The following is a 17,062-nucleotide window of genomic DNA, read 5'->3' as shown; positions in this document are numbered from 1 at the left end:
TAGTAGATGTCAGATTACTTAGCTTCTTCTTCCTCTTCAGCGTTTTCAGAGTGAATTTCAGCTAACTTGGCAGCGTTGGCGTTAACGCGCTTCTTACTCAATGGGTAGAAGAACAGTAAGACCAGACCAGCCAGTAACAGACAGAAGGTTGGCACACCCGTTGCTAAGGTGTAGATGTGGTTAATAACCGTAGTCGTTTGTTCCGCACCACCACCAGTTGAAGACTTGTAACCGATGAAAGTCAACATGAAACCACCGAAACCACCGGCGATCGCTTGGGCAACCTTACGAGCAAATGAGTTAACCCCGTAAACAACCCCATCTTCACGAACACCCGTCAAGACTTCGTGATTATCAATAACATCGGTAATGAAGGCCCAGACCATCAGGTTGAAGACCCCGGCACCTAAGGAACCGAAGAATAACATAACCAGGTAGAAGCCTGCGCTTTGCGTCCGCGTAACCATCAAGATACCGTAAATTGCGGCACCGATGAATAAGGCAACGATGGAACATTCCTTACGACCAAATGTCCGCGTCATCCAGTTACTGAATGGTGCCAACAGAATAACCGTAGCGAAGTTGAAGACCAACGCAATACTCAAGGCCTTGGTATCCTTGAAGTAGTCGTTGAACAGGTACGTCAATAACGTCCCAGATAAGTTTTGGTTGATAACGATTAAGATGTCGACCAGAACTAAAACAACCAAGGCTTTGTTTTCGAACAAGCCCTTAACCAAACGTGATAATGGCACCTTTTCGGATTTTTCAGTCCGTACACGTTCAGTTGTCAAAGCCGTTGTTAACGTGTAGCAAGCCCAGGCGACGATGGCACAACCAACGACGACCCAGAAGAACCGGTTCCCAGAAATCTTTTGGGAAGCCCCCACGTAAATAATCAATGGCAAAACGTAACTCGTCAACGCACTACCAACGGCGGAACCAATGGCCCGGAAAGTTGAAAGTGAAGTCTTATCGTTAGGGTCCCCACTAATAGCAGAAGCCATGGAACCGTAAGGGATGTTGACGGAGGAGTAGAAGATCCCCCATGATAAGTACGTGATGAAGACATAAGCCAACCGAGCTGGCATTGCCCAGTCTTTAACGATTGGAACGAACGTCAGGATGAAGGCAATCATCAATGGGTACTTCATCCGGTTCATCCAAGGCTGGAATCGACCATTTTTATGTAACTTACTATTATCGACGAACCGACCAACCATAATATCCGCAAAAGCATCAACGAACCGTGCGGTCAAGAACAAGATACCAACTTGGGCCCCAGTTAACCCCAGGACGTTGGTATAGAAAATCATTAAGAACGAGTTGATAACGTTGAATGAGAAGTTATTCCCAATATCGCCAAACATATAACCGAGACGGTCTTTTATATTGAAAGGCTGGGCATCAATTGTAATGGTTTTTTGTGTTTTATCCAATTTACCTGACACTTCCTAAAATATATAGTCTAAACGAGCAAAATAAGAGCAAAACTGAACGCAGTGGTAATCCTAGCTAGGGTATTTCCGATAACGCTCCCTTGCAACTAATATACAAGTTAGGTTCAGCGTACCACGTGTAGAAATCGCTTTCAACCTCAAATTAAAAGATTTATGACATTTGGTAGCCGATTCGCTACCAACTAATCAAGTCTTATCCCCCACCATGTCAGTGTTTATCGTGCTCTTGTGAATATGCGTAAATTTCAAAATAAAAATGTTGGCGTTTTCATTAAAATCCAAGATTTTGGCCGTTTTTCGTTCTGATATACCACCTCACGAAATATGAGTAACATTTTTACTGATAGCAATCATATATTTACTAAACGCTCAAGGCCAGTCATTAAGTGGGGGCTTTCAATAGACTGTTTCATACTATTAGTGGTTAGATCTCGCCCAAATTTTCACATTCTAAATTCCCCAGTACGTCAAAAAGGCCGAGAACTGGTCTCGACCCTGGACTGCTCATGCATGATTGACTTTTACTCTAAAACAAACTATTCACCGGCTGTCGCAACGCCGCAATCAGCTGATCGACATTGCCCTTCGCCGCAAAGATTGCCCGTTCTGCAAACAGGGTGGTGGTCTGTTGGGCCCGGTACATCACCTGTTGCTGGGCCCCGGTCTGGGTATCGGTAACCGTGGCCTGGGCCACTGGATCACCCGCATCAACGGTTCCCGTGCGTAACTGGTTCGGCGTTAACTTGGTCTCTACCTTAGTGGTCAGGTTAGCCGTCTTGTCCTGATACCACACGCCCGCTTGCGAGGCAGTTGGCGTGGCCATCACCTGCGTGGCCAATCCATTCGATAACGACACCCGCTGCGCCGTCAACGGCGTCGTTTCGAGGCGATACTTGTCCTTCAATTGCTTAATCAACTTGTTCATGGCCGAAAAGGTCGTATCCCCACCTAGAATCGTGGCCACCATACGTTGCCCGTTAACCGTATAGGTCGCAGTGAAGCAGAGTTTGGCGTTCTCGGTATAACCGGTCTTGAGACCATCGATGCCGCTAGCCTTCTTATACTGCAACTTTCCTGGCAGACAACTATTCTCGTTATAAATCTGGGTGCCGTTAATGCTGGCCTCGGTCTTGCTGGCGATGTCCGTAATCTGCGGATCGGCCTTGAGGAGTTGTTGGGCTACCTTGGTGATGGCCTTGGCCGAAACTAGATTTTGTTCATTCTTTCCGGTATCGGGCAAGACCAAGTCATAATCCTTCAGGTCGGAATTGTCCAAGCCGGACGAACTGATGAAATGCGCCTCTAAACCCCAGTCGGCACTCTGTTGATTCATGAGCGCCACAAATTTGGCGTTACTTCCAGCCACGATTTCACCCAATTCGGTGGCGGCACTGTTAGATGAGGCAATCATCGCCGCGGCGACCAGTTGGCGTACGGTGAACGTCTCGCCGGACTTCATGCGCAACGACGAATAGGCATAGCTGTGACTCAGCTTGATCAGATTCTGGGGCATCGTGAACTCCTCGTCCCAGCTGAGTTTTCCCTCGTTAATTGCCTTAACGGTTAGGTAAACCGTTAATAGTTTGGATAATGAGGCAATGGGGTATTGTTTATCTGCATTTTGTTGGTAAAGGACCTGGCCGCTATTGGCGTCCATGACGTACGCCGCGCGGGCGGGCACCTTGCTGACAGTAGTGGCCGCCTGCGCCGTTCCCGGTGCGAGGATGGTCAGTACCACCCCGACTACCGCAAGGGCACGCAGCCAATGTTTTAAAAGAACCACGAGCACATAAGCTCCCTTCATAATCTAAACTTATCTCTCAATTATACAAAGTATACGCTGTAAAATGACGGTTCCTTGGATTCTTGCTTAAATTTTAACTTCTTATTATTTGATTTGTAATCTCTGTCTTCTGCTGGTTACATGCCACCCACTCGAACCTTCTTCTTGACAGTTTGCGTTTACAGATGTAAACTACAGTTGTTGATTGAATTACAGATGTAAACAAGAGGAGTGACTCACCGTGCCAACTACTGAAATTACCGAAACGATTACCGACGCCGAATGGTGTGTGATGCGGATTGTCTGGACACTCGGCCAAGCCGACAGCCATACCATCATCGACCTGGTTAGCCAACAGCACGATTGGAAAGCTGCTACCATTAAAACCTTGATCGGGCGCCTAGTCAAGAAGGGCGCGCTGGCCACCACCAAAAATGGCCGTCAGTTTATTTACACACCACTCATTCCGGAACAGACCGCCATGGACACGGCGCTCTCCGCACAACTCGACCAGATGTGTGCGATGTGCCGGGGCCAAGCGTTCGTTCACGCTATCGACCAGACTGAACTGAGCCAGTCCGATATTCAAGAATTGATTCTGCATTTACAAGAGAAATTAACCACGGCACCCACCACCATCGCGTGTGATTGCCTGCCGGAAGGTTACGAAGGGAGTTGTTAAGGATGAAAGCATCTGAACGTCATCTGGGCATGACCCACATGAACATGCAACACGATATGAAGGGCATGGACCATAGCCAAATGACCACCGATGGTCACGAAATGAACCATCACGACATGAGTAAGATGGATATGAGCGATATGGATATGGACATGGGTGACGGGCACATGATGCACATGGGGAATCTCAAACGAAAGTTCTGGGTCTCCCTGATTCTCACCATCCCCGTCATCCTGATGTCACCGATGATGGGCATGACCTTGCCCTTCCAAATCGTCTTTCCGGGAAGTGATTGGGTCGTGGCCGTTCTTGGGACGATCCTCTTCTTCTACGGCGGCGCGCCCTTCTTTAGCGGGGCCAAAGCCGAAATCCAAATGAAGCAGCCCGCCATGATGACCTTGATTGCCATGGGGATTGGTGTAGCCTACGTTTACAGCATTTACGCCGTGATCGCTAACAATCTCTTCCACGTGACGCCCATGGTCAATAACTTCTTCTGGGAGCTGTCCACGTTAATCGTGATTATGTTACTCGGCCACTGGATTGAAATGAATACGGTGATGAACGCCGGGTCCGCGGTGGATGCACTCGGTAAGTTACTCCCCCAGGAAGCCCACGTGGTCGACGAACAGGGTAATCTAACCGATGTGAACTTAAGTGACTTACAAGTCGGCCAAACAGTGGTCATCCGTGCCGGTGAACAAGTTCCCGCGGACGCCACAATTCTGACCGGAAGCTCTGACGTCAACGAATCCCTGGTCACCGGAGAATCCAAGGCCGTACGCAAGGCCGTGGGAGACGCCGTTATCGGTGGGTCCGTCAACGGAACTGGCACCTTTACGGCTAAGGTCACGGGAACCGGGGAATCCGGCTACCTGGCCCAAGTCATGGCGCTGATTAAGGACGCCAAGAATGCGAAATCCAAGTCGGAAAATCTGGCGGATCGCGTGGCCGGTTGGCTCTTCTACGCCGCTCTATTTGCCGGAATTCTGGCCTTCATCGTTTGGCTGACCGTGGCCGACTTAGCCGTGGCGTTGCCCGTGGCCGTGGCGGTCTTCGTCATTGCCTGCCCGCATGCCTTGGGATTGGCAGTACCGCTGGTCGTTTCCCGGAGTACGGCTCTGGCCGCGCAAAACGGCCTATTGATTCGTAACCGGACGGCCATGGAACAGGTCAATCAGTTAAAATACGCCTTGATGGATAAGACCGGGACACTGACCCAAGGTGAATTCAAGGTCAACCACCTGATCAGCCTGGACGCCGACCACAGCGACGATGAGGTTCTGACCCTCATGGCTGGCTTGGAAAATGGCTCCAGCCACCCCCTGGCCACCGGCATTTTAACGGCCGCTAAGGCGCAACACCTGACACCCGCAATCGCCGAGGATACCCATCAAGAAACCGGGCTGGGCCAATTCGGCACCATCGCCGGTACCCCGTACGGTGTGGTCTCAGTAAACTACCTTGAACAGAAACAGTTGGCTTACGACCACGAGCAGTTCAAATCCCTGGCCGGTGAAGGCAACTCCATCAGTTACCTGGTCAGTGGTCAACAAGTGCTGGGACTGGTCGCTCAAGGCGATCAGATCAAGCCTGCGGCGGCCAAATTAGTCGCCTCGCTGAAACAACAAGGCATTACGCCCGTCATGTTGACCGGTGATAATCAGGAAACGGCGGCCAAGGTCGCCGCGGCCGTGGGGATCGATGACGTCCAGGCTCGCCTGTTGCCCGAAGACAAGGAGCGTCTGGTTCAGCAGTACCAGGCCAAGGGCAAGGTACTCTTCATTGGTGACGGGGTCAACGACGCACCTAGCTTGGCCCGCGCCGACATCGGCATGGCCATTGGTTCCGGAACGGATGTCGCGATTGAATCCGCCGATATCATCCTAGTTTCCAGCGATCCGGCCGATGTCATTCAGTTCCTAGACTTGGCTCGCGCCACTCACCGCAAGATGACCGAGAATCTCTGGTGGGGGGCTGGTTACAACCTGATTGCCATTCCACTGGCCGCCGGCGTGTTAGCTCCTATTGGCTTCATGCTTGATCCCATGGTTGGGGCGATCGTCATGTCGCTGAGCACCATCATCGTTGCCATCAACGCCATGACCCTGAAGATTAAAGACGTGGCTTAATGTTGGTCTTCCTCTTTAAAAAACAGAAAACGCACCGCGCCTCCCTGAATGGGAAAGCTGCGGTGCGTTTTTTACATTATCGTTTTGGTCGAACAATTTCTAAGAAGTCGGCGAGCGGCTGCGGATCGGTCAGTTGGCGATTGCATTTTGCGCTGTCTCGGCAGATATAATTGCCGTTACGCTTAAACGTACCCAACCCGGATTTCTTGATCGTGGAGACGAATAGGGACACATTCCCAATCGTCTGGCAAATCGCACACACGCCCTTCACCGTCTTCGGTCCCATATCGCCCTGAATCCCAATCAACCGGTCCTGATAAGGTGCCACCAGATATTTCTTCTGGTTGCCCCCATCGTTCCAACCGAGGTAGGTCAATTCATGCAGATTGAGATTACCCCACTCGGGCTGCTTTAACTTCTTCACTTTACGAAATAGCTTGTCCAGCTGCTTCTGACTCAAGCTGGGAAACGGAATCACTAACGGCTCAATCGTCGGCAGTAGCTTGGCGGCCGCCTCACGGGTTAACCGATCGGGCTTAAGCTGTTCCAAGAAGGCCTGGGCCACGGGTTCATCTGCGGGCAAATGGGCCGCAATGTTGGCAATGGTCGTGTCGCGCACGACCCGGCGCATCCGGCGGTCGTTGACGGCCAGATAGGCACTGACGAGCGCGTTGACTTGTTGCGTGATATAACTATATTCGTAAGCGGTGATTGTTGGTTCCATAAATGTTGCTTCCTTTCAGATTTAAACCAGACACTTCTCTGAAAGGGCTTTGCAGAAAAGTGTCGCTAACAGCCAACACTTTTCCGTACAAATAACGATGCCATCATCGTCGATCATCTCCTTGCGTTCAGCCAATCGACTGAATTGCTCATTAGTATACCGAATTCCTGCTTGGAAATCAAGATTGGTCGAAATTATCCAACGATACCTGGCCGCCTTACCGTTCGCCAAATTTGGTCTGGAACGCGGTGGGCAGGAACCAAAACCCGGTCTTTCTCCTCGCTTTGAGCCGACAGACCACGTCTTAAAGTCGCCATTTTTCCAAACCACTTGGGAAAATTCCACGGCTGAGGCCAAATTTGGCTCACTCACAGCGACATTGAAATCCGTCAATCATCTTGTCGAGTAGCCGGAATGCTTTTACTAATGGGTATTTTTCTGACCGCCATCTGAGAAATTCCGAAATGAAATCCAGCTTTCTTTACCAAAAGGCCACCGGCATCGCCGTAACTGACGACGTAACCGGTGGCTTAGTTTTAGAATTTATCAGCTGGCATTCGTTCCCAAACGTCGGATGAAATTGATCATCTTCCGGCCGTTGAGCGACAGGACCATGACGGCAAGGATAATCATCGCGCCACCGAATAGGTCGTAACTGGTCAGCTGAACGCTTAAGAACGTTACGGAGAAGACCGTTGCCGACAGCGGTTCGAAGGCGTCCAGCAGGCTGGCGGTGGTGGGCAGGATATACGCCAGAGCGTGGGCAAACATCAAGAACGGGAAGACCGTCCCAAAGATGATGATAAACGCAATCAAGCCAATCTCCAGCCAATTGACGTGGACGTTGGCCTGCCATAATGGGCCAAAAACATTTAGTGCGAGGCCGGCCACTAGCAAGGCCCAGCCGGTCACCGAAAGGGCGCCGAACTTCGGCAGCAACGGGCGTGGTAACAGTGTGTTCGTGGCGACCCCGATGGCCGATAAGCCACCCCAGAAGAGCACGACCGGCGAGATGGCCAGGCTGTTCAAATGCCCGTGAGTCACGATGAGTAGCGTACCGAAGAACGCCATAATCATGCCCACCGCTTCTGGACGCGTGGGGGTAATGTGTTTAAAGATTAAAAAGTAAAGGCTGATAATAAAGGGTCCTAAGAATTGAATAATGGTCGCAATCGGCGCGTTCCCATATTTCACGGCCTCAAAGTAACAGAGCTGAACTGGAATCATCCCCAGCAAACCATAACTGACGACTCGAATGGCCGAGGACTTTTGGTACCAAATCTTGAACGGCCGGGCCCCGACCATCCGGGCGATGACCAACAGAATTAGGCCAGCGCTAATCATTCTGATCTGGGTCAACCAGAGTGCGGTGACCTGTGAATTGAAGGTGAATAGCGAACTGGCCGCCACTCCCGAAACGCCCCACAGCATGGCGGCAAAACTGGCGAGTAAGATCCCGCGTAAATGATGTTGACGGTTCATCGGTGCCACTCCCCTTCAGCAGCTGCCCATAATTCCTTCATGTTCAATCCCTCTTATTCCTTAATAATTAGCAAGCACTATCCATTATAGCAAAGTTATTTCGCAAATTTGACACCTCTCGTGGTGATTAATTTTTTGAAACCGTTTTAATTTCAGCTATCCAAATAGGCCCCCGCAAACGCGAGAGCCCATTGACCTCAGCCACGAATTATAATCAGCCGAATTGATGGTAGTCGCCCGACATGATCCGTTGTTATTTTTAAGCTGAGCACAAACCAGGGGTGACAAGCTACCCCTGGCTTTGCATTCATTCTAGGTCATTTCCGGCCAAAGTTCGTGCCAGGTCGACCGGTTAGCTTAGCGAGGAAATTAAAGTCCCTCACTACTGGGGGGCACAAGTATCGCGTTAACCACGAACTTGGTCGCAACGGTCCGCTGTTGGCCAGATAAATGTTAGCGGTTACAATTAGTCCGTACAAATCGTCATTTCTATGCTACAATAATCAAAAAAGACCTGGAGGCTACACAATGAAGACTGAAAAAGAAAAGTTTCTGGCGGGCGAACCCTATAATATTATGGATCCCGAGTTGGCTGCGGAGGAAACCAAGGCGCGGCGGCTCTGCAAAATCATGAACGAACTCGACGACACCGCCACCGAACAGAAGGACCACGTCATCCGCCAGCTTTTCGGTTCAGTCGGAAAGAGTCCGTGGGTCCAACCCAATTTCCGCTGTGACTTCGGATATAACATCCACGTCGGAGACTACTTCATCTGTAATTATGACAACGTCATCTTGGACGTCGCTCCCGTGACGATTGGCGACCACTGCATGATGGCCCCCCACGTCCAGATCTACTCGGCCTACCACCCGCTTGACCCGGCGGCCCGCGATGCCTTTACCGGATTGGGCAAGCCCGTCACGATTGGCGATCACGTCTGGATTGGCGGCGGTTCCGTCATCCTCCCCGGCGTTACGCTGGGAAATAACGTGGTCGTGGGCGCCAATTCCACGGTCACCAAGTCTTTCGGCGATAACGTGATTATTGCCGGTAGTCCTGCCCGTGTGCTCCGTGAGAACGTTCCGGCGGCGGATTAATTAACCTTCGAAATTTACTAACTATATAAAGAAAAGTCCCAGATTTCGGGACTTTTTTCACTATTCTTTTACCCATCTTAGCCAAACAGGTCGCTGTGCGTGCCAATCTTCAACAAGTAGGTGACAGCCTCATCATCGTAGTAAGCCAATAAGTGATTCCCATTATGCCCATCAAAGTGTCGCTTCAATACCTGAACTTCAGACTTACCGCCCATCAACGCCGGCACACGATGTTTAATCTGTTGTTTCAACGACTTGGAAATACGAAGCGGATGCACATAAAAATATGCCGGAATCTGTTTTCACTCAATGAAGCAGGACATCACATAATCCCAGGGCGAACGCTCTTCCTTATCAATGGAACCTTCCCAGAGAAGACTGGCTGCCAGCGTGGATTCTTTTTAATGCGTTTAAACTGCGACTTAAATTCAGAACTATATTAAATAGTATGCTTCATGAATCTAAGTCCCGGTTAAGTTCCGCTACACTAGAGACGCTATGGTCTGGAAGTTTTTCACCGTTAAAGATATCAATCATCTCTTTAATCGAAGCCGTGAGTTCCGCAGAAGGTTGACCAAAATACCTAGGTAAGCCATCCTTAGCCACATCGGTCAGGACAATTCGCATGTACTCGGAAATGGTTAATCCATTTTTAGCTAGCTCTGCTTGCGCCCGTGCCTTGACATCCGGACTAATTCGGGCATTGATTCTTTCTGTCGCCTTAGCTTTTGTTTGCATGCGTAACACTTCCTGTAGCTATCGTACACCGTTGGCCATACATATCCAAAGAATCTGAATTCTTTCACCTCAATCATCGATCAATAACCAAGCGGACCGAGACGCACTGTCTCGATCCGCTTTGTCTTCAAAATCAACGCAGCATTTGCGCAATCCCTTTATTTTCCACGTCCTGCGGGCCATCCGCCGGCAAGCGTTTAATCACTCTGGCCGGGACACCGCCCACTAAGACATTGTCCGGAACGTCCTTCGTCACGATGGCGCCCGCGGCAACCACGACATTATTGCCGATGGTAACCCCCGGCATGATCGCGACCTTACCGCCAATCCAGACGTCGTGACCGATCGTCACCGGCTTGGCCTGAGCCAAATAGCCCCGGCGCCCCGCCGCCTTCAGCGGATGGTTGACCGTATAAATGTCCACATTCGGCCCAATCATCACATGGGCGCCAATCGTGACCGGCGCAATATCTAGAATAGTCAGATTGTAATTACTCAAGAAGTCCTCACCCACATGAATGTTCTGGCCGTTATCACAGTTAAACGTGGCCTGAACGGAGACCCGTTTGCCGTGGCTACCCAAGATTTCCTTGATCTTAGCCGTTTGGGCGTCCGGATTAGTCGCGGGAATTTGATTAAATTCCTGGCAAAGCCGCGCCGCCCGTGCCTTTTGCGCCGCCACATCCGGATCCAAAAAGTCATAGGGTTCCCCCGCGTCTAGTTTTTCAATTTCAGATTTTGCCATCAACTTTCACCTCATCCTAAGCTTATCACTTTAACCCCAGTTTAAGTCAAAGGGCGGGGAATAAAAGACGACGAGCCGGCGAGAATCAGCCGCCTCGCTGTTCGTCAAATATGGGTTGGCTTGCGGGGGGGGAGCGGACCAGAAGCCCGTTTCGGCGATTTAAAAAGGAGCTTGAAAAGGAGCTTGGGATTTGCATCCCAAGCTCCCTTGCGTTAACGCTTAAGCCATCCAGCCCGAGTAGACTGGAATGTCGATCTTTCCCGTGGGTGCAACCGTTCCCTGGTAGGTCTGACCGTTCAAGTCAAAGGCCGCAACCAGCTTAAACTTCACCGTGGCAACCGGCGCAATGGCCTGACTGGACAATAGCTTGCCCGTGGCACTCCGTGTGGTCTTCCGCACGGCCTTACCCGCCTGATAGTCATAGATGATCGACTGGCTATTCTGTTTGAGCATGACCGTTCGCTGAATCTGCCCCGCCTTGATAGCCGTCCCAATCTTAATGTGAGCATTGGCATCCAACGTGGCCACTTGCTTGGTGGCCGTTAAGCCGCCCCGCGTCAACTCACGCTGCATGACGTTCGGATAACTTCCCTTGACCACCGCGCTGACTGGCAACCACCCAATCGCTTTCCCTGCGGCCGTTTCAAAGTAAAGATACTGCTTCTTCGTCGCGGTCGTTATCGCCTGAATGGCGTAAATCGTTCGGTAGCCGTAGGTCGTCCCATAATGGTTGGCCGCCGTGGTTCCCAGTGTCTTCTTCGGCATATTCCAGAAATCATGGGTCGTGGTTGGCGTCCAGTAAGCCGTCTTCTTCACCGACTTCAACTGCTTAATCTGCTGGTGAAACTTCAGGTGACTTAACGCCACGTAGCCGCCCACTAGCTTACTGGTGGCCTTCTCGTGGGTATCGACCACCTGCCCGTGATTCAGGGGCGTCGCCGTTACCTGGTTCAGGCGCACGTAGCGTTTCCCCTTAACAGTAACCACCTTGTCCACCGTCCACAACTTCTGCTTACTGCGCGCGGTCCCCAAGACCGTGCTGTGGGCGTAAGCCGCCCGCGGGTAGCTATACACCTTGGTGCCCGCCGTCTTAAACGTAAAAATTCGCTGTTGCGGGTACGCCGGCAACGTAACCTTCTTGGCCGCGTGGGCCGTCGTCAATCCGCCCCACAGCACGATCCCCAAGGCGCTAGCTAATGTCAACTTCATCCATTTCATGATGGCTCCTCCTAGTCTGTCCTCAACTTACTCTTATCTTTAATAACGTCTTTGACTAATGATGCCCCACAACTGTTGCCTCAACCATCCGGATTAAAGGTTTTGCCCCTTTTCCCAGGCCGTCTTAGAGAGTAATAAGCCCTGCTTGACCAAGTCGTCGAATAACGCGTGGGTCCGACGAGAGACTTCCCCAGCCGTCTCGGCATTACTCCGAGTCAGAAAGTCCGTGGCGTCCTTTTCAGCCTTAATCGCGGCATCCGTAGCGGCTACTCTGGCCCGACCATAGGATTGACAGCCCTCGCGAAAGGCATTCACCGTGTCGACGAACTCGTGGAAGTGCGGTTCGATCAGCACGGACAGGGTCTTGTTCAACCAGTAAACGTTGTCCACGGAAACCTCGGTCGTCGTGTTCTTGTAGTCTTCCGGTGTGTCCTGGATATTGGTGAAGAACGGAACGTACGGCGCATAGGCGAAAAAGCCCATGGCAATCCACTGAATGGCCGCGTGGTCGGCGTCTACATCGTTTCGAATCTGCAAAATAGATGAACACTGGTTACGGTCCATGGCGATCGGCCGATATTTCTTCTGATCATCGGCGGAACCCGAGGCAAACGTCCCAAACGGATCGTAGGGCGTCCCGTTATAGTGTGATGACAGGAAGAATTCAACGTCTTCAATCGCAATCTTCTTGCTAGGTTGCCGCGTGAACGGCATGTCTTGATCCGTTGGCTGTTGGTCGGTGATTTCCGGATTAAACAACTTCTGACCATACCACGTCCGTGGCGTATTGTAATAAGCATCGTCCTCGCCGTGGGTGCCAAAGATTTCGCGGAAATTAAAGTGGCCCGGCGTAGGATTCAGGTGGTACTGGTTCACGAAGTCCACCAGATCCGTTGCGACCAGGAAGTTGGCGTCATCCGCCACATCGACCTCTTGCATCAACGTCTGGTTCGGCGCGATGGCGTAGCTGTCCTCCGGCAACCGCATGGCCGCCCAGTGGTGACCCCCGGCCGTTTCCAAATACCAGATTTCATCTTGGTCGTTAAAGGCAATACTGTTGCTCTCGCCCGTTCCGTACTTTTCCAGTAAAGCGCCCAGGCGTTGGGCCCCTTCCTTGGCGGATTTAACGTAGGGCAAGACCAGCGTAACCATCGCTTCTTCGTTAATCCCATCATCAACGAGCGGATCGTATCCTAAGACCCGGGCGTTAGTCGCCGTGGTCTCGGTGGCACTCATCCCCACGTTGAATTCATTGATGCCGGCTTCTTCGTATTGGCCATCGCTTTGATCGGCCTGCGGTGTGCCAGTGTAGCGGTAAGCGTGGTCGGGTAAGGGTACCTCGACTCCCGTGACGGCCGACGTAAAGGTCGCCTGCTTCTGGTCCGCGGCAGGATGCACCACGAACTTAATCGGGTTGATGGGCCCATACCCATCCTCGTTACGCGCAACAATCGTGGAGCCGTCCATACTGGCGGCTTTGCCCACTAAAATCTCGGTACAATCGGAACTTTTCTTCACAGTGTTCCGCCTCCTTTGCTTACCAGTATAGGATTATCAAGGGGTTAGAGCTAGGTTTTTATTAAAATTATTCTAATCACGGTCAAATTCACGGCTCAACTAGTTAATCACCCGATAAATTAGAGACTATTATACGCATATTCGGGCGAAATGGCGACTAAAAAGCCCCCAAAGTCAGGAATCGACCTTGAGGGCTTGTCGGGATCGTCAACCAGTGGTAGTTGATGACCACGCCATACTAAATTTAACGTTAGAAGTTGCGTTGTTCCCGGGTGACCGTCTGGTGGTCAATCCGGTGCCGAATGGCCTTCGCAATCTCGGTAACCACGAGGACCACAAACCCAGCGATAATGGGAATCCACCAACCGTAGTAGAAGTTGACGGACGTAGTGTGGAAGACGCTTTGCATGGCCGGCCAGTAAATAATTCCGGCTTGGAGCACCAGCAGAATCGCGACAATCACAAAACTCATCTTGTTTCTGAAGAAGTATTTCGACAGAACCGGGTGGTCGTTCTGGAGATTGAACAGGTAGAAGACCTTCCCGAAGATAATCACGTTCAGCGTCATGGTACTTCCAATCACGGCGTTCAGGCCTTGATTGGTGAGAAAGTCGTAGGCAAACATCCCCAGACCGGAGATCAGTAGCGACACGTAGGTGACCTCAAAGACATCCAGCTTGGATAGAATTCCACGCGTAACGTCTCGCGGACCCCGTTTCATAATGCCACTTTCGGCCGGTTCGAAGATAAACGCGAACTGAATCGTCAGGGCCGAAACCATGTTGATCCACAACAGTTGGGTCGGGAACAACGGTAACGACTGATCCATCAGGATACTAAGCACCACGATCAACCCTTCGGCAAAACTCGTCGGGAGTAGGAAGCGAATCGTCTTGCGAATATTATCGAAGACGTGACGTCCTTCCCGCACGGCCCGAAGAATCGAGGTGAAGTCATCGTCGGCCAGTACCATATCGGCGGAATCCTTGGCGACGTCGGTTCCCCGAATCCCCATGGCCACCCCAATATCGGCCTGTTTCAGCGCCGGCGCATCGTTGACCCCGTCCCCGGTCATCGAGACCACGTGGCCCCGCTCCTGCTGCGCCTTCACAATCCGCAGCTTATCCGCGGGGGTGGTCCGGGCAAACACGGTGTATTGGTCGATCTTAGCGGCCAACTCGGCATCGCTTAGCTCGGCCAATTCCGGTCCGGTGATGGCGCGAGCCTTTTCGGACAGGTTCAACTGCTGAGCGATTGCGGCGGCCGTCTCGGGGTCGTCCCCGGTAATCATCTTGACCTTAATTCCGGCATACCGCAATTGCTTCACGGCATCGGCCACGCCGGGACGCGGCGGATCGATGATCCCCGCCATTCCGGCTAAATGAAAGTCACGACCAATCACGACGTCGGCCACATCGGTAACGTCCGCGGCCACGGGTTGATACCCCAGGGCCACGACCCGTTTTCCTTGCTGGGTCAACTGCGAGAGCCGGGCCTGCCAAGCGGTTTGATCGACTGTCTGACCCTGCTGCGCCATCAAATGCATCAGCGTCTGCGGCGCCCCTTTGACCAGCAAGACCCGTTGGCCGGCATGATCCACCAGGCGGGCAGAGTAACGAATGGCGGAGTCAAACGGCAGTGAATCAATCTCTTTTGGAGCGGGATCGGTGCCCACCAGCTTGTGGTACAGCGCCGTCAGCGCCCCATCGGTCGGCTCTCCGGTCAAGACCCACTGGCCGTCTTCCTCGTGGAATTCGGCATCGGAAGTCTGGCCGGCAATCTGAACCAGCCATTCGAGGTCGCGGTCGTGTTGCCACGGCACGGTCTGACCCTCGTCATTTTCAATCTGACCGGCAGCGTCGTAGCCAATTCCAGAAACGGTATAGGTGTCCGCCGCCGTCAAAATGTCCGTCACGGTCATTTCGTTTTTGGTCAATGTCCCGGTCTTATCGGTGTTGACGATGTCCACGGCTCCTAAGGTTTCCACGGCCGGCAACGTCTTCACGATCACGTTTTGCTTCGTCATCGCCTGGGTTCCCATGGCGAGAACCACCGAGGTGCTGGCGGGAAGCCCTTCCGGCATCGACCCCACAACCATCGTAATCACGGCGATTAACAGCGTTGGCAAGCTATAGACGTGGGTGATCATCCCTAAAATGAAGAGCAGTGCCGCCACGACTAAGATCGCAATCGACAAGCCCAAGCCTAGGCTGTTCAAGTTCTTCATCAGTGGCGTCCGTTGTTGTTTAACCTCGGCCACGTTCTGCTGGATATGGCCAATCTCGGTATCCGTCCCGGTCTTTGTGACGATTCCACGACCGGAACCGTTAGTCACGGCGGTGGAGGCGAAGGCCAGGTTGGCGCGTTCGGCCAGCGGTAAGTTGGCGGCCATGAGGGGATCTTCTCCCTTCAACACGGAATCGGTCTCACCGGTCAACGCCGACTCTTGAATCTTTAAATTATCCGCATCGATTAAGCGTAGGTCGGCGGGAACGGTATCCCCGGCTTCCAACTGAACGATATCACCGACCACCAATTCACGAGCGGGCAGCGTAATCTTCTGCCCGTCGCGAATGACCACGGCTTCGCTGACTAAGAGGGCCTTGATGCGGTCCAACGCATTATCCGCGGATTTTTCCTGAAAGTAGCCGATAAAAGCGTTCGCGATGATCACCAATCCGATAACGATTGAGTCGGAGTAATGGTGCATAAAGAACGTGAGCAAGGCGGCGCCCGCCAGGATATAGATGATACTGTTGTTAAACTGCTTCAAGAAGCGAATCAGGTTGGATTGCTTCTTAGCGGTCAGTTCGTTGGGGCCATTGGTCCGTAGGCGTTGTTGCGCCTCACCGGTACTCAGGCCTTCATCGCTATCCGTGGCGTAATCTACAAGTAAGGACTCAGTCGTTTGCTGCCATATGGGTGGCTGCTGGCTGGGTCCAGGGTCTGTGTTCTCTGCTACTTCAGTTGGTGTGACAGTTGCTTCTGGATCTTGTGCCATATAATTAGGTTCATCCTTTCTAAAATGAAAAATTTTAACGGTCAGGAATCGGCAGTGCAGTCTTCCGGTCGTGCAAGGCGTCCACCTCCAAGTCTAATTTTTGGTTAATTCATTTTACCAAGTTTTCATGAAAATTGCATCTCTTTCAGTTGATTGCAATGTAAATTTAATATATAGGATTGTCCTTTAGGGGTAACAACCACCCGAGCTGTTAGCTAATTGCTTAGGGCAAGTCGATTCAGGTCAGTAATGTCACTGTCTTCTTTGTGATTTAAACCGCCTTAACCGGCGTATCTAATCAGACATAAGTGGTCAATAATCCCTAATTTAGTAAGCTCAAACCACACCGCCCAAAAGTTGGTCACGACTTTGAATTTTCAATTTCTGTTTAAATCAGCCCCCGTAAATGCTCTAGTCAAAAACAGTGCTACCCCCACTCATAAGGATAGCACGATTAATTTAAACGTTAAATTTTAAGGAA

Annotated in this window: 13 protein-coding genes; 3 read left to right on the top strand and 10 right to left on the bottom strand. The window is 51.6% G+C overall.

The window, feature by feature from the left end:
* Positions 1-14: 14 nt before the first annotated feature.
* Positions 15-1,439 (bottom strand): MFS transporter, encoded by a 1,425-nt coding sequence (locus V8I28_RS06450; protein ID WP_341779303.1) that lies wholly within the window; start codon positions 1,437-1,439, stop codon positions 15-17.
* Positions 1,440-1,986: 547 nt separating this feature from the next.
* Complete coding sequence (locus V8I28_RS06445; RefSeq protein ID WP_341779302.1) at positions 1,987-3,264, bottom strand: D-alanyl-D-alanine carboxypeptidase family protein; 1,278 nt, start codon at positions 3,262-3,264, stop codon at positions 1,987-1,989.
* Between the two features lie 220 nt (positions 3,265-3,484).
* Here V8I28_RS06445 and V8I28_RS06440 point away from each other — a divergent pair, with 220 nt between their 5' ends.
* Positions 3,485-3,925 carry a CopY/TcrY family copper transport repressor gene (locus V8I28_RS06440; protein WP_341779301.1) on the top strand — a complete coding sequence of 147 codons (441 nt, stop codon included), beginning with the start codon at positions 3,485-3,487 and terminating at the stop codon, positions 3,923-3,925.
* A 44-nt stretch (positions 3,926-3,969) separates the two neighbouring features.
* A complete protein-coding gene (locus V8I28_RS06435) occupies positions 3,970-6,057 on the top strand; it encodes a heavy metal translocating P-type ATPase (protein WP_445928196.1) in 2,088 nt (695 codons plus the stop codon).
* A 76-nt stretch (positions 6,058-6,133) separates the two neighbouring features.
* Here the strand turns inward: V8I28_RS06435 and V8I28_RS06430 are convergent, their stop codons facing one another.
* Complete coding sequence (locus tag V8I28_RS06430) at positions 6,134-6,781, bottom strand: FusB/FusC family EF-G-binding protein (RefSeq protein WP_341779299.1); 648 nt, start codon at positions 6,779-6,781, stop codon at positions 6,134-6,136.
* A gap of 546 nt (positions 6,782-7,327) precedes the next feature.
* Positions 7,328-8,263, bottom strand: coding sequence for a DMT family transporter (locus V8I28_RS06425; RefSeq protein WP_341779298.1), 936 nt, complete (start codon positions 8,261-8,263; stop codon positions 7,328-7,330).
* Between the two features lie 528 nt (positions 8,264-8,791).
* Here V8I28_RS06425 and V8I28_RS06420 point away from each other — a divergent pair.
* Positions 8,792-9,361 (top strand): sugar O-acetyltransferase, encoded by a 570-nt coding sequence (locus tag V8I28_RS06420; protein ID WP_341779297.1) that lies wholly within the window; start codon positions 8,792-8,794, stop codon positions 9,359-9,361.
* 77 nt (positions 9,362-9,438) lie between these two features.
* Here the strand turns inward: V8I28_RS06420 and V8I28_RS06415 are convergent, their stop codons facing one another.
* The 6 genes from V8I28_RS06415 to V8I28_RS06390 form a co-directional block, all read right to left on the bottom strand.
* Complete coding sequence (locus tag V8I28_RS06415) at positions 9,439-9,612, bottom strand: hypothetical protein (protein WP_341779296.1); 174 nt, start codon at positions 9,610-9,612, stop codon at positions 9,439-9,441.
* A gap of 202 nt (positions 9,613-9,814) precedes the next feature.
* On the bottom strand, positions 9,815-10,099 hold the full coding sequence (locus tag V8I28_RS06410; protein ID WP_341779295.1) for a type II toxin-antitoxin system RelB/DinJ family antitoxin: 285 nt from the start codon (positions 10,097-10,099) through the stop codon (positions 9,815-9,817).
* 133 nt (positions 10,100-10,232) lie between these two features.
* On the bottom strand, positions 10,233-10,844 hold the full coding sequence (locus tag V8I28_RS06405) for a sugar O-acetyltransferase (RefSeq protein WP_341779294.1): 612 nt from the start codon (positions 10,842-10,844) through the stop codon (positions 10,233-10,235).
* 219 nt (positions 10,845-11,063) lie between these two features.
* Positions 11,064-12,062, bottom strand: a complete 999-nt coding sequence (locus tag V8I28_RS06400; RefSeq protein WP_341779293.1) for a GW dipeptide domain-containing protein — start codon at positions 12,060-12,062, stop codon at positions 11,064-11,066.
* A 93-nt stretch (positions 12,063-12,155) separates the two neighbouring features.
* Positions 12,156-13,580 (bottom strand): C69 family dipeptidase, encoded by a 1,425-nt coding sequence (locus V8I28_RS06395; RefSeq protein ID WP_341779292.1) that lies wholly within the window; start codon positions 13,578-13,580, stop codon positions 12,156-12,158.
* Positions 13,581-13,830: 250 nt separating this feature from the next.
* Positions 13,831-16,581, bottom strand: coding sequence for an HAD-IC family P-type ATPase (locus V8I28_RS06390; RefSeq protein ID WP_341779291.1), 2,751 nt, complete (start codon positions 16,579-16,581; stop codon positions 13,831-13,833).
* Between the last annotated feature and the right edge of the window lie 481 nt (positions 16,582-17,062).

The sequence above is a fragment of the Levilactobacillus sp. HBUAS70063 genome (assembly GCF_038374745.1).
Lineage (GTDB): Bacteria > Bacillota > Bacilli > Lactobacillales > Lactobacillaceae > Levilactobacillus.
This window is presented reverse-complemented; position numbering and strand designations above follow the sequence as displayed.